General features: G+C 46.9%; 14 protein-coding genes and 1 pseudogene. 10 read left to right on the top strand and 5 right to left on the bottom strand.

Annotation, left to right across the window (positions count from 1 at the left end):
- Positions 1-67: 67 nt before the first annotated feature.
- The 3 genes from pstA to ACKU40_RS17685 form a co-directional block, all read right to left on the bottom strand.
- A complete protein-coding gene (gene pstA, locus ACKU40_RS17695) occupies positions 68-916 on the bottom strand; it encodes a phosphate ABC transporter permease PstA (RefSeq protein WP_407944341.1) in 849 nt (282 codons plus the stop codon).
- A gap of 132 nt (positions 917-1,048) precedes the next feature.
- Positions 1,049-1,912: a phosphate ABC transporter permease subunit PstC gene (gene pstC / locus ACKU40_RS17690; RefSeq protein WP_320176397.1), complete on the bottom strand. Its 864-nt coding sequence runs from the start codon at positions 1,910-1,912 to the stop codon at positions 1,049-1,051.
- A gap of 619 nt (positions 1,913-2,531) precedes the next feature.
- Entirely contained in the window at positions 2,532-3,350 is an 819-nt protein-coding gene (locus tag ACKU40_RS17685; RefSeq protein ID WP_320174107.1) for a PstS family phosphate ABC transporter substrate-binding protein, read from the bottom strand.
- Positions 3,351-3,658: 308 nt separating this feature from the next.
- Here ACKU40_RS17685 and ACKU40_RS17680 point away from each other — a divergent pair, with 308 nt between their 5' ends.
- The 5 genes from ACKU40_RS17680 (at position 3,659) to ACKU40_RS17660 (ending at position 7,852) form a co-directional block, all read left to right on the top strand.
- Positions 3,659-5,011 (top strand): FAD-dependent oxidoreductase, encoded by a 1,353-nt coding sequence (locus tag ACKU40_RS17680; protein ID WP_320174106.1) that lies wholly within the window; start codon positions 3,659-3,661, stop codon positions 5,009-5,011.
- 4 nt (positions 5,012-5,015) lie between these two features.
- Entirely contained in the window at positions 5,016-6,092 is a 1,077-nt protein-coding gene (locus ACKU40_RS17675; RefSeq protein ID WP_320174105.1) for an aminopeptidase P family protein, read from the top strand.
- 110 nt (positions 6,093-6,202) lie between these two features.
- A complete protein-coding gene (locus tag ACKU40_RS17670) occupies positions 6,203-6,484 on the top strand; it encodes a DUF4911 domain-containing protein (protein WP_320174104.1) in 282 nt (93 codons plus the stop codon).
- A 156-nt stretch (positions 6,485-6,640) separates the two neighbouring features.
- Positions 6,641-7,246: a TetR/AcrR family transcriptional regulator gene (locus tag ACKU40_RS17665; protein WP_320174103.1), complete on the top strand. Its 606-nt coding sequence runs from the start codon at positions 6,641-6,643 to the stop codon at positions 7,244-7,246.
- A 123-nt stretch (positions 7,247-7,369) separates the two neighbouring features.
- Positions 7,370-7,852 (top strand): isoprenylcysteine carboxylmethyltransferase family protein, encoded by a 483-nt coding sequence (locus ACKU40_RS17660; RefSeq protein ID WP_320174102.1) that lies wholly within the window; start codon positions 7,370-7,372, stop codon positions 7,850-7,852.
- A 92-nt stretch (positions 7,853-7,944) separates the two neighbouring features.
- On the opposite strand, the gene ACKU40_RS17655 is transcribed toward ACKU40_RS17660, so the two are convergent.
- A complete protein-coding gene (locus tag ACKU40_RS17655; protein ID WP_407944297.1) occupies positions 7,945-8,712 on the bottom strand; it encodes a class I SAM-dependent methyltransferase in 768 nt (255 codons plus the stop codon).
- Positions 8,713-8,845: 133 nt separating this feature from the next.
- Positions 8,846-9,727: pseudogene (locus tag ACKU40_RS17650) on the bottom strand (YifB family Mg chelatase-like AAA ATPase); the annotation flags it as partial.
- A 56-nt stretch (positions 9,728-9,783) separates the two neighbouring features.
- Between ACKU40_RS17650 and ACKU40_RS17645 the strand changes: the two are divergent.
- From ACKU40_RS17645 to ACKU40_RS17625, 5 genes are all read left to right on the top strand, one after another.
- Positions 9,784-11,532: a recombinase family protein gene (locus ACKU40_RS17645; RefSeq protein WP_320174100.1), complete on the top strand. Its 1,749-nt coding sequence runs from the start codon at positions 9,784-9,786 to the stop codon at positions 11,530-11,532.
- Between the two features lie 644 nt (positions 11,533-12,176).
- The gene (locus ACKU40_RS17640) at positions 12,177-12,506 is read left to right on the top strand and encodes a hypothetical protein (RefSeq protein ID WP_320174099.1); all 330 of its coding nucleotides are present in this window, start codon (positions 12,177-12,179) and stop codon (positions 12,504-12,506) included.
- 18 nt (positions 12,507-12,524) lie between these two features.
- Positions 12,525-12,764, top strand: a complete 240-nt coding sequence (locus ACKU40_RS17635) for a hypothetical protein (RefSeq protein ID WP_320174098.1) — start codon at positions 12,525-12,527, stop codon at positions 12,762-12,764.
- A gap of 354 nt (positions 12,765-13,118) precedes the next feature.
- Complete coding sequence (locus tag ACKU40_RS17630; protein ID WP_320174097.1) at positions 13,119-13,697, top strand: hypothetical protein; 579 nt, start codon at positions 13,119-13,121, stop codon at positions 13,695-13,697.
- Positions 13,690-14,382: a hypothetical protein gene (locus ACKU40_RS17625; protein WP_320174096.1), complete on the top strand. Its 693-nt coding sequence runs from the start codon at positions 13,690-13,692 to the stop codon at positions 14,380-14,382. Before ACKU40_RS17630 ends, ACKU40_RS17625 begins: the two co-directional genes overlap by 8 nt.
- Positions 14,383-14,385 lie beyond the last annotated feature (3 nt).

Raw genomic sequence — 14,385 nt, 5'->3', positions numbered from 1 at the left:
AAGAAACGGCCCGCACGTATATACGCACGGGCCGTTCCAAGCACGGTCAAGAGGGTGAGGATGAAAATTACTTATTACCTTTTTTCTGCATCTTAGCCCTGATGTAGATAGCCAGCATATTCATGCTCAGCACAAGGGTAATCAATACGAGGGATGTACCGTACTGGATATGCCTTGTCTTTTCGATCTCAGTACCGGCGGTTGCCAGAACGTAGATATGGTAGGGCAGTGCCATTACGTCATCAAAAAGAGATTCCGGCATTTCCGGGGTGAAGAAGACGGCTGCAGTGAACATGATCGCAGCGGTTTCCCCGGCAGCCCTTGAAAGGGTCAGAATTGCTCCGGTGAGCATTCCGGGCAGAGCCGCAGGGAGCACGACTTTATAGATAGTCTGCCACTTGGTCGCTCCGAGACCGAGAGACGCTTCACGATAGGTCTGGGGGACGGAACGGAGAGCTTCTTCAGATGCTCCGATAACCAGCGGCAGGGCCAGTGCACCGAGAGTGCAGACCCCGGCCAGAATGCTTACGCCCATACCCATAACGGTAACAAACAGGGAAAGCCCGAAAAGTCCGAAAACAACAGATGGAACACCTGCAAGGTTATTGATTCCCAGACGAATGATACGCACCAGTCTGGGGGAAGTTGCATACTCATTAAGGTAGATGGCAGTGGCAATGCCCCAAGGCAGGGCAATCATCAGCGCGCCGTAGCTGAGCACGATGGTCCCCACAATACAGGGAAGAATACCGCCCGCAGTCATTGACTCGCGCGGGGATTCGGTCAGAAACTCCCAGCTCATGGCCGGCAGGCCGTAATACAGCACAAAACCGACAATGATCAGCAGCGCAAGACCGTTAATGGCAGCTGCACCCTTGAACAGCATGAAGACAATTTTCTGGATCTTCTCCCGCATTGAATAATTATTTTTTCCCGGTTCCATCATGGTCTCGGCTACTTCAATATTACTTTCCATCATGGATTCCACTTGTTCTATTGTTTCAGCATTATTCATTTCTTTCACCAATTGTTTTCCCGTGCGTTTCCGTTACAGGGAGGCGGAACCGACCTGTTTATATTTATGGGCCACGTAATCCGCAATGAGGTTGAAAGCCATGGTAAACAGGAAAAGCACCATGCCGATTGCGAAAAGTGCATAGTAATGATCGCTGTGAAAAGGAGCTTCACCCATTTCAGCAGCAATTGATGCCGGCATGGGGCGGACTGGATCAAAAATAGAAGTCGGCAGCAGACCCGCCCCCCCGGCGACCATAAGGACAACCATGGTTTCACCGATTGAACGGGCCATACCAAGGATAACCCCGGTAGAAATACCGGAAAGCGAAGCCGGTACGAGAACTTTATAAATGGACTGCCAGTGGGTGGCCCCCAGAGCGAGGGAAGCCTCTTTAAGTTCCGGCGGAACAGAATAAAGGGCATCCTCTGAAATACTGGTAATGGTCGGTACAGCCATAAAGGCAAGCATGACCGAGGCATTGAAAAGGTTCAGGCCAACCGCAATCCCAAACGTTTCCTGCAGGAAGGGTGCAACAACGACCATGCCGAAGAAACCGATAACAACCGAAGGCAGAGCGGCAAGCATTTCGACTGCAGGCTTAACAATATTGCGCACCTTGAGCGGGGCGATCTCAGCAAGATAAATCGCAGTCATTACACCAAGGGGAATCGCGATAAGTGACGAAAGCATGGTCACCGCTCCGGAACCGACGATCAGGGGCCAGATTCCGAATGCAGGCTCTTCATCAGTAGGATACCATTCGTGACCGAAAATAAAGTCGGAGACGGAAACATGCTTGAATATGGGCAGCCCCTCGATGAAAAGAAACATCATGATCAGAAAGAGGACCAGAATCGAAGTAAAAGCTGTCCCCAGAAATATAGAATGGATTATGCGCTCAGTTGTGCGCCTGCTGAGCGAAAGACTGGAAAGAGCGAAGATAACTGCTCCCAGCAGAGCAAGAACCCCACAAAGTACGTACCAACCTGTTGATCTGGAAGACACCATGTTCTCGGCACTTGCTTTAATACTGGCCATAGTCTCAACATCGGCCTTATTTTTACCCATAACAGCAGGATCAGTGCGAACAAAGGTGTAAACCCTGTTCAATTCGGCATTCAGCTCTTTCATCCGGAATTCTTTTTCTGCTTTGCTGAGATTTGATTCTTCTGTGGACTCAGCAACTTCATGGGTTGAAAGCATCATGACTTTCTTGAGTGCTCCTGCAGCACTCATGGAATAATCTCCCCTCTGGGCCACCTTCTCAGCTGAGGAAATAAAAATCTGTTCGGCTTCAGTGCGCACACCCAGCTTATAAGCATAAACTCCGGTCACAACTGCAAGGGTGATGAGCAGTAAACAGATATTGCGGGACGTTATCACGACTTTTCCCCTGATATAAAAATTTGTTTTTTACTGTTTGTCTTAGAGACTTGAAATTCCGGGGGGATTTTTGAAATCCCCCCGGACCTTGTGCTTATTCTATCGGACCCGGCTTTCCGGAAAGCCTGTATTATTTTACGGGGATGAAACCGGTGTCAGCAGCAAGCTTCTGACCTGCAGGGCTCATCATGAAGTCGATGAGGGCTTTAGTTTCACCGGTAGGAGCACCGGGAGTGTAAAGATTCAGGCCACGAGAGATGGGGTAGGAACCGTCTTTAGCAGTAGCAACGGAAGCTCCGACACCGTTCACGACAACACCCTTGAGTTCTTTGTTCAGGTAAGCAAGACCAACGTAGCCGATGGCTTTTTTGTTCTTGGATACAGCCTGTGCAACAGCACCGTTGGAAGCCTGAAGCAGAGCGCCGGGGAATACGCGGTGTTTTTTACCGTCGTGCTTCATTACTTTGCTCTTCCAGCAGTCATAAGTACCGGAGGAGGTGTCACGGGAGATAACAACGATCTTTGCATCTTCGCCGCCAACTTCTTTCCAGTTGGTGATATTACCAGTGTAAATACCCCAGAGCTGATCCTTGGAAAGCTTGGAAACGGGGTTACCGGGGTGTACAACGGGAACGATGCAGTCAAGAGCAACAATAAACTGGGAAGGTTTGCGACCGTTATCGGTAGCCTTCTGGATTTCGCTGCCCTTCATGTCGCGGGACATCATGGCGATATCGGTGGTACCGTCGATCAGTGCTTTTGCACCGTTGGAAGAACCGCCACCGGAAATGGAAATTGAAACATTGGGGTTGGCTTTCATAAAAGCTTCAGCAGATTTCTGCATGAGAGGCAGAACAGTAGTTGAACCTTTAACCTGAATGGAACCTGCAAAAGCAGAACCTGTAAAAGCCATTACCATCACAGCAACGAGAGCAATAATTTTTTTCATTCTTGTTTTCCTCCAAATAATGGAATTTTGATTTCAGACTCAGTTCATTTTTACCGCGTCCGTTTTCTAGCGTTGAGCAATGGTCTATCCGAACTTAGTTACAAACCTGTTACGCGTAAAAGGAAGATCAGTTACAGTGTAACTTCTACCCCATCGCACTCAGCCAAACCCTTAAAAAGCAGCATGTTAAAAGAAGTAGTTTTTTAAAAATATTTGCGACAAAACTCAGAAACAGCTCTTGAATATGTCTGGCATAGGGATTGCTTCAATTACATGAGATTAAAATTTTATGTTGCGGAGTAAGCACTATGAAATGCAGATATGTCATAATCGGCGCGGGTCCAACCGGCCTTGGCGCGGCTCGTCGCCTTTCTGAACTTGGTGAAAAATCATTCCTCGTACTGGAAAAAAATTCCTGGGCAGGGGGATTGGCGTCCAGCTTTACCGATTCCAAAGGATTTACCTGGGACATTGGCGGGCATGTGATGTTTTCCCATTACGACTATTATGACAAAATGATCGAAGACGTGCTTAAGGGTGAATATATAGAGCACTTGCGCGAATCGTGGGTCCGCATTCTTCAGAGTTGGGTTCCCTACCCTTTCCAAAACAATATTCGTTACCTGCCCAATCAGGAGAAATGGGAATGTGTGCGCGGTCTTCTGCCTGGAGAGCGTTCTGAGGATAAGCCGCACAACTTTCTTGAATGGATTCATTCCATCTTCGGTAAGGGCATCGCCAAACATTTCATGGAGCCATACAACTATAAGGTATGGGCCACCCATCCCGAAAAAATGTCTTTCTCATGGATAGGTGAACGGGTAAGCGTGGTTGACCTTCGTTCTGTGCTCAAGAATATCCTTCTTGAACAGGACCAACTTTCATGGGGACCGAACAACAAATTCAAATTCCCGCTTAAAGGCGGAACCGGAACCATATTTAAAAAACTTGCGGCTACTGTTTCCGATCACATTAAATATAACACCAATGTGGCTGTCATTGATCCGCAGGCTAAAACAATTACCGACAGCAAGGGTAATTCATATGAATATGAACACCTGCTCAATACCGGGCCCATAGATATTCTTGCTTCCCGCTGGTTGGCCGCCCCGGCCACGCAACTTGTCAACGCAACTCAAGCCCTTAAACACAACAGCGTAATTGTAGCCGGTATCGGACTGTCCAGTTCCAAACCGGATTCCCGCTGCTGGATGTACTTTCCTGAAAATGACAACCCGTTTTACAGGGTTACCAATTTCCACAACTACTCTCCAAACAACACACCGCAACCCGGCAAAGGACGGGCTCTTATGTGTGAGGTGTCATACTCAAATAACAAAGTTATCGATAAGAACAATATAATAAGAGAAGTAGAAGACGGCTTGGTCAACACAGAAATGTTGAAAGAAGAAGACCGTAAAGACATTATTTCGCGCTGGTCAATTAATGTGGATTACGGCTATCCCATCCCTTGCCTGCAACGCGATGAAGCGTTAAAAGTTCTTCAGCCTGCCCTTGAATCCATGAACATATATTCCCGCGGCCGTTTCGGCGGCTGGAAATACGAAGTTTCCAACATGGATCATTCTGTAATGCAGGGAGTAGAATGGGCTGAACGGATGATTAACGGACAGCCTGAAACCACATACAGGATCAGTTAAGCACATGACAATTTCCACCGCCACTTACGAACAGCGGCGGGAGGATGTCCGCAAACGCCTTAAGGATCGCGGACATCCCCCTCTTCTGGTCAGCTTCGCAGCCAACCGCTACTACCTCAGCGGCTTTGAACTTCATGATCCCCAGTGCAACGAATCAGCAGGCTGGCTGATCATTGATCCAGCAGGCCGGGATTTCCTGCTCACTGACCCCCGCTACCTTGATGCGGCCCGCAAGGTCTGGAAAGAAGATGACATCTTCATTTATTCAGGCCGTAAATTCGATGCCCTGCGCGAATTCTTTAAATCAAACGGTTTCAAGAAAATTTCCTACGATCCGAAATCCATCAATATTTTCGAGCATGAAAAGCTTAACGATTTTTGTGATCTTAAGCCTGTTTCAGGGTTGGTGGAAGATCTTCGCCAGATCAAGGACGAAACAGAAATCAAGATCATGGAAGAATCCTGCGCCCTGAACCACAAAGTATACGAACTGCTTGAGACTAAGCTGGTTCCCGGTCGCACTGAAGCTGAAATAGCATGGGACGTGGAACAGCTTTTCCGTAACAACGGTGCGTCCGAACTGGCTTTCCCCAGCATTGTCGGCATCGGCCCCAACGCTGCCCTGCCCCACGCCATCCCCGGAAACGACAAACTTGAGGACGGTTCGCTGGTACTTATCGATATGGGTGGTCGCATGGGAGATTATTGCTCCGACCAGACCCGTACATTCTGGGTCGGTGACAAGCCTTCCGACCGTTTTCTCACTGTGCGTGATCAAGTGCAGGAAGCACAGATGGAAGCCATCAAGGTTCTGCGTCCCGGGCTGCCGATCCAGCACGCCTATCACACCGCCAAAGCTGTTTTTGAAAAATACGGAGTGGAAAAGTACTTTACCCATTCGCTCGGACACGGTATCGGCCTTGAAACGCATGAGCCGCCCAGTGTAAGCCCCATTGCTTCCGGTGAACTTAAACCGGGCATGGTTATCACTGTGGAGCCCGGTCTCTACTACCCCGATTGGGGCGGTATCCGCTGGGAATACATGGTGCTCATAACTGAAGACGGATATAAAATTTTATAGAAGAGGCCTTTGGCGGCCAGAGAAACTTTTTGAAAAAAGTTTCTCTGGACTCTTCAAAAACTTTTAATAAGGCTTCGCCTCCTTGTAAGGAACGAAGCACTATATTTTATATGGCCCGTAGAAAAAGAAAACCTCGTCCGCGTCCCCTGCCACCGCCGCCGGAGAATTCCTCCCGCATGTATATCCAGATTGCACCTTCTGATATTGCAATCTTTCGTTTCCTCATGGAGGCCGTGGACAATCTCGCACTTTTCACTATTGCCGACCGCTTCAAAGGAATCCTCCTGCTGCGCTACAGTCCGCATCAGGAACGCGAATTCCGTGAATTCATGAATGGACTCAAGCAGGAAATCGACATCAAATTCCTGCCCAATCCATCAGATCCGGCATAACTGATTTGCTCAAACATTTTTAGCCCGGTGCTTAACAGTGCCGGGCTTTCTTATTTTCATGTAAGATCTAAAAACATGAATTTTAATTCATATTTATTGACAATGTGAATATGAATTTATATTCATAAAATTAAATTATAAAACTCAGGAGATAACATGACCCGGACACCAACCCAGAAACGAAGCCAAGAAAAAAAGCGCCGGATCATTGTCGCCGGGATGAAACTGTTCTCCGAAAAGGGATTTCACAAAACAGGAGTTACTGAAATTGCACACGATGCTAAAGTCTCAGTAGGATCATTCTACAGTTACTTCAAAGACAAGAAAGACCTGCTGGATCAAGTAAGTGATGCATATACGACAAGTATCACAAAAGGCGTTTATGGTAATTTTGCAGACAATGCACCATACACAAAAAGTTCACGCGAAATCACTGCTTACATAGTGGAAACCGCAAAGCAGGCCCACACTCTGTCAACAGAGTTGCACCGCGAAATGCTGGCCCTGAAAAACAGAGAATCCCATATGGCAAATCTGGACCGCAACATCATTTCGGCATTAGAGAAGGGAGTGACCCAAATACTGAAAAATTGCGGGGACAAAGTCAGGATCAAGGACATAAACATAGGGGCAAGACTTGTCAGCGGAGCAATAGAAGAAACAATGCACCGTTGCATATTAGAAACCGGAGAGCCGGACGCGGACAAGACTTTTACCGAACTGACCGAGATGTGCCAGCGATATCTTTTCAAAAAAGAATAGTATTCAACAAACGGTTTTTGTTGCTCTTTTATTTAAACTGTAAGACTATGATCCTGTGAGGAATTATATTCACATTCAAGTACAGCGGTGCTGATATCAACTGGAAAAATAGTGGAGCAGATAATGGAAGAACGCAAAAGAAGTGTATTCGGAGTCGGCCTGAAAATCTTCAAGCCCACAATTATTTACGGCCTTGCATCCTTGATCATCACACTGATCTTTCCCAAAATTTTCTTGATGACTTTCCTGCCCAGTGCAGCATTCAATATTCTGGGCGGCATGCTGCTTGGAATCGGTATAGCATTTCTTTTTATCTCCGGAGTAACTGTAAAAAAGGCAATTGCTGAAGAACGGCTGGAAACAACAGGAACCTTCGCCATAGTTCGCAACCCGCTCTATTTTGCATGGATCGCCTTCATCTTCACCGGAAGCGCCATTGCCACTCAGGCTTGGCTACTCTTTGGCATGTGTTTTGTTGCCTACTACAAATTCCTGCACCATATTCCCGAAGAGGAAGCTGTTCTGGAAGAAATTTTCGGTAAACAATATATGGACTATAAAAAGCAGGTTCCATCCATTGTTCCCAACCTTAAAGAACTGCTCTAGTCTTTCACTGGATATAGCATAAAAAAAGTCTGGCCATATTTGGTCAGACTTTTTTTTATTTCGGACGCCTCAACTGAAGCGCGGAAAGACTATCACGTTCCGCCGGGGCAATGATAATGCGCCCGGTTGCGGGCAAACGGAACGTTATCCGTTTGACTGTTTCCGCCGAAACAGGATTCAAATGTCGGGGCGTAGCGAGTGGAGCATTTCTCCATCACTATACAAAAAAGATCTCTGGGAAGCGCGCCTTCTTCAATCCGTTCAATGGATTTAATTTTGAAGCCGCTCGCCAGTCCGCGAAGCTTGTCCTCGCTAAAAAAATGAACCGCAAACTTTCCGACCTCATACAGGTTCTCGCCCAGATGTTCACCTGCACGATAATGGCGGTCAAAGATGGATCGCACAGAATAGATCGCCAGTCCACTGGGTTTCAGGACCCTGTGCAATTCACTCAAGGCACAGGAAATCTCAGCCATGGTCAACTCCATGCATAAAAGCATATGGGAGTAACAGGCATCAAAGGATTCGGAGTCAAAAGGAAGAGGTTTGCGGATATCGAAGCAACGGGAATCAATACAGGATGAGAGGGAGGAAGAAGTGGCTTTGGCGGAAATTTCATCAACAGCCCGGGGGGAATAATCAAGAGCAGTAACCTTGATACCGTCTTGCGCAAACAAAAACGTATCACGCCCCTGTCCGCACCCGGTCTCCAATACGGAACAAACGTTATTTTCCCGGAACAACTCAAGCGACTTCTGCGCCAACATACTGGGTTGTTCTCCAAAATAACTTTCGGACTCTGTAAAGATTTGATTCCAAAGCTCTTGCTGCTTGGTAAAGGCATTCATTACCGGCTTCATCACCCCTCCCTGAAAGAACCAGTACGGTAGGTAATATTACAGCCTGTCGGACTTGGCAACTACTGAAATGTGGCAATCAAGCATCAAATACGACATTATCACGTTCATATTAAAACACTGATTACGCCAAGAATCAGCTTTGTCTATCCATACTACGGTAATTGATAGCTTCAGCTAAATGTTGAACCTGAATCATGTCCGCTCCGGCAAGATCGGCAATGGTCCGCGAGATACGCAAAATACGGGTATAAGCACGTGCAGAAAGACCAAGACTGCGCACAGCCTGCTCCAGAAAAGCATGTTCGGATTCGCTGAGTTTACAGAATTTATCCAAAGAGGAACCGGACAGCTCGCTGTTGGTCAAAATGCCCATATCTATATAACGCTCAGCCTGAATTCCCCGCACCCGCTCGATATTTGCTCGCATGGACCCTGAATCGAGCCCGGAAGAATCCCGCAAATCTTTATACTCAACAGCCGGAACCTCAATCTGCAAATCTATGCGGTCCAGCAAGGGGCCGGAAAGCTTGGAGCGGTAACGGGCAACAGCCTGTGCGGAACAGGTGCAGGCATGCCGTTCATCAGTAAAATATCCGCAGGGGCAAGGGTTCATGGCGGCGACAAGCATAAAGTCAGCAGGATAGGAAAGAGACATGGCTGCACGGGAGATGGTCACTTCACCACCTTCAAGCGGCTGTCGCAAAACTTCAAGGACATTCTTCTTGAATTCCGGCAGTTCATCCAGAAAGAGAACCCCGCGATGAGCCAAGGAAACTTCTCCCGGTTTCGGGTAAGCCCCGCCGCCGATCAGGCCGGCATCGGAAATAGTGTGGTGCGGAGCGCGGAAAGGCCGGGTAACCATGAGTGACTTATCACGTTCCAGCTGTCCTGAAACACTGTAAATCTTGGTGACCTCCAACGCTTCCTCAAATACCAGCGGAGGAAGCACTGTAGGAATGCGCCGGGCCAACATGGTCTTACCGCTGCCCGGAGGACCGATGAAAAGCATGTTATGTGTTGAGTACCCGACGCAAAACTGATATACATAACACTGATTGGAGGACTCCAACAATGAACATTAAACCCAAAGCATACAGCTACTTAAGGTTCTCAACACCTGATCAAATGAAAGGTGACAGTTTCCGCAGGCAGACTGAACTTAGCCGCAAATATGCAGAAGAAAACAATCTTGATCTCGACGACACATTGAACCTTCAAGACCTCGGAGTATCAGCCTTTAGAGGCCGTAATGCCGAGGAAGGTGCTCTCAGTGTTTTCCTTGAAGCAGTCCACCAGGGTAAGGTTAAGAAAGGCTCATACCTTCTCGTTGAGAGCCTGGACCGTCTCTCAAGGCAATCTCCATATCGAGCTTTTCAGCAGTTCTCAAGTATCCTGGATATGGGAGTTAATATCGTCACTCTCCAAGATCGTAAGGTCTATTCAGCAAACGAAGGTGATCTTGCTTTCTCTGATCTCATGATCTCAATAGCCATCATGCAGAGGGCCTATGATGAATCACTCACGAAATCTAAAAGGTTATCTGAATCATGGAAGGAAAAACGTAGAAAGGCTACAGCAGGAGAACAGAAACTGACTTCTCGTTGTCCTGCATGGTTGAAGCTGGACAAAAAGAATAACGAATATGTTGTCATTGAAGAAAGAGCCGAGGTGGTCAGACGTATTTTTAAAATGACACTCGAAGGTATTGGGAAGCGTAAAATTGCAATGACCTTAAACGAAGAAGGGATAAAACCATTCGGACGATCTAAGGGATGGATATATTCTTATGTGGATAAAATATTGCAGAATGAAGCTGTGATAGGACGCTATCAACCGCATAAGATGAAAGACGTAGAAGGTAAACGTAGGCGTGTCCCTGTAGGCGATCCCATAGACAACTATTTTCCGACTGTAGTACCTCTTGAAACATTTCTCCGAGCACTGAAAATAAGGAAAAGCAAAGCTGTACCAGGAGGGAATATTGCTAAGAAGTATTCAAACTTATTCAGTGGAATATGTTATTGCGGCTCTTGTGGTGGAAAGATGCACTTTGAAAATAAAGGAAAGCCGCCCAAGGGAGGAAGTTATCTCGTATGCTCTCATGCAAGAATGAACTTAAATTGCAAGCGTTACGCATGGAGATACCCGGAGACACAAGCCCATATAATTCTGAATCTACTTGAGCTTGATTATAGGGAACTCTTTCCATCCGTCTTTGAAAATTGCCGTGAGAGCGTTCAAAAACTTGAAGATAGTGTAAACACTACCGAGAGCAGATTAAACGCAACACAGAGCAAGATAGAACGTCTTACAGACCTTTTGCTTGAGCGTCCTGACAGTAATGCTTTGCTTACCCGCCTCGATGCATTGGAAGAAGAGCGAGACAAACTTCAAGAATCATTGGCTAAATATCAAAGTGATCTTGCAAATGAGCAAGAGCGTTATGAGAGTGTAGGCAAAGAGTATGAGGAGCTTGAGTCTGCAATGATAAAATTTATCACGATAGAGCGTGAAGGCTCTGAGTCAGATAAACTTGACGTGAGACGCAAGCTCTTTCACCTACTCCGTAAATCCATTGACAAAATTGTGTTTACCCCGGCTACCCCTGAGGAAAAAGCACACGGTACAATTTCAATAAGCATGAAGGGTATCAAAGGTAAGCCTCGGAAGATACTCGTAAAAGAAGGTCAGAAGGATTCTGAGGGATACAATGGAGAAGGTTTGTCGATGCCTGAGGTTGTGGTAGTCGATGCTCAGTGGCCTCCGGTGGACCGTATATTGAACGGTGCAGCGTTGCGAGATATTTTTCTTCAAGGCTGATACGGTGCTTTCGTCAGTTGTGGTGGAAATCACCACGGTTGCCGCTGACGGCAAGGAAATCGTGACGATGCGTCTCACGTCCTCACCCTCTGGTTCCGTCAGGGATTCAAGAAGAACGAAATGGCATATTTAAATTTAAAATAACTGATCCTGATTTTGTCTTTTATTACAGATAGATAGAATTGGGGCGCACTATGTAAGGAGAGAGACCCAGGGATGAAGAAAGATTCCCTATAAGATACCTATAAGAGTACCATAGGTAATCTATAGTCTTCTTATAGTTATACCTAAGTTTAATCTTACTTATCTTCTTCTTATATCCCTATCTTAAGTTAACCCATAAGAATACCATAGGTGTTCTAAAGATATTCTTTGTTCATGTAATTCTCCTTTGAAGCAAGACCAAGAGGTCTGTCTCAGTTCCTGGTAGCTATTCGGTAGACCAGAACAGAGTTAAGAAGCTCATCACTTTGATTGTCTGATGGTGGACAGTCAGAGCGGTGAGCTTCTTCGATTATGATTCTTCTTCACAATTGATCCTCCCTCCCACCGTCTCTTTGCGTTGGGTACAGCAGGGCAGTCATTACGGCTGTCCTGCTTTTCTTTTGTCCAAAGTAAACCATTAACCACATACAGGAGTAGCTATGTCTAAGACCGTCAAAAGCAACAGCGATACTTTGAAGATTCCCCGCAGCAGCAATACTCAGCCTCAGGTTCGCCTCAAGGGTGCAGGCAAAACACAGAAGCATGCTTTCTGTACCACTCCAGAGCTTGAAGACGACCTCCAGTTCATCCGTGATTGGTACAGTGAAAAGCTTGGAGGTCGTTCCTTGTCGGCTTCTGCAATTGTTCGCCGCTCTCTGGTCATTCATGCAGAACACCTCAGGAACCTCAAGTCAGGTGAAGAGTCAGACCGAGAACTTATCAAGTTTCTCATGCTTGCAGGGGCCAGAGGTAAAAGCTCAATCGTTTAACACGACAGGAGGTCAAGAATGTCAAAAGCAGATCAAGATCAGCTAAAGTCTCTCTGGTATGCCCTCAGGGACACCATGATGAAACAACTGGAAAATGACGATGAACCAAAAGCCTCGTTTCTTAACGTGGTCCGTCAGTTCCTCCGAGACAATGGAGTCACTCAGGACACCATAGGTGATCCCTTAGCAATGCGTGAGGCTCTGGAGAAACTTACGGCTGATCTTCCTACCTACGATGATGAGTCCTGGAACCAGTAGCAGATATACCCGTTTTTGCTCGTGAACCAGGGTCTATAACCCCTTCCATGAATTTTTAGCTTTCTTCCCTTACCAAAGTTCATCTTAAACCCCTTGTGTAAAAAAATGGGACACAGAGTCCCGAAAAATGAAAATTATGAATACTGAAACAGACACCTCAATTACCTCTCCGGTTAAGGCTGTCAGAGCCAAGTGTCTTGATTGCTCTGGCGGTAGCTCAAATGAAGTTAAGAAATGCACAATCACTTCCTGTCCTCTCTTCCCGTTCCGCTTTGGGAAAAACCCTTTTAACTCCCGAACAAAGCTCTCAGATGAAGACAGGAAGTTAATGGGCATTGCGTAGAGGTTACGCCCATGTGTGAACCGATAAGTGCAACGACAGCGTTCTGGTCTTCAATGGCTGTGGCAGCAGCATCTGCCGGAGCAAGTTACATGCAGGGCCAGGAACAGGCCAACGCACAGGCCGAGTATCAAGCCCGTCTTGCGAAAGAGAACCAGAGAGCCATGCTCCAGAACGCTGAGATCGCAAACAAAACATACGTTGAACAGGCCGCAGCTTCTAACATGGAACTCATGCAGAAACAGGAAGCTGCCTCAGAAGAAGTACAAGACCTGCACATTGAAGCCCTCCAGAAAGCTGGTACTGCAATGGCTTCCAGTGAATCCGCTGGTCTGTCATTTGATTCCCTTATGGCTGACTTCTACAGACAGGAAGCTCGTTACAAAGATTCCATCCTGCATGGCTATGAGATGGATTCAGTACAGAATGACATGCAGATTCAGGGATTCCGAAGGGAAGCTAAGAACCGTGGAACAAGCTTCCAGAGGTATACCCCGGCTCCTGTGTCGAGTCCAAGCCTTCTGGGTGCAGGTCTTTCCATCGGAGCTTCTGCCTTAGAGAACTACCACAGATTCTACAAAGACGATGAATGATAAAGATCGAAAAAGATTAGCTCATCTCAAGGCAAACCCTCAGCATTGCTCAGTACCAGGGTGTTTTGGATACCGGAAGAACTTTAGCCAGTATTGCCAATACCATGATGATCGTAACAGAAGCACAGGGCATCCACTTGGCAAGACAGTGACCAAAGGTGAGCTACGTCCATACCTGGAAAAAGCTCAAACATTTACCGAGGCCAATAAAAATCACGGTGCTCTTGTAGGAGCCAGGATTGTCCTCGGCGATCTGTTAGCGAAAGCTCAATGGCACGAGATCAATCACAAATCGAAAGCGGTATGGCCTCGTGTCAGCAACTGGCTCGTTACCCTCCGCAATGCCGGGGTTAAGCCCTCGGATATTCTCACAGTCATTATAGCCATGTTCCTCATGCAGGAAGATGAACCCAGGCGTTTTCATAATGACAGAGAGTTCAGACACTCTTTGATTACTCGGATTCTACGTCTCCCATCTTCCCGCAAGGAATGGGAAGGAAAGACCATCTATCGCAAGAACAGGATTACCGTAGGCGTGAAGGACTTTCTGGCTGATCGTATCTGTGATTCTGCCATTGGCTCCTTTGCCCTCAATGTCGCACGACAGGTGATCAAGAAAGAGCGAGAAGAGCGGCAAACACTTCCTTCCCATCTTGAAGACATGGACAAACCTTTCAATCTTTAACCA

It is taken from the genome of Maridesulfovibrio sp., from assembly GCF_963666665.1.
GTDB lineage: Bacteria > Desulfobacterota > Desulfovibrionia > Desulfovibrionales > Desulfovibrionaceae > Maridesulfovibrio.
This window is presented reverse-complemented; position numbering and strand designations above follow the sequence as displayed.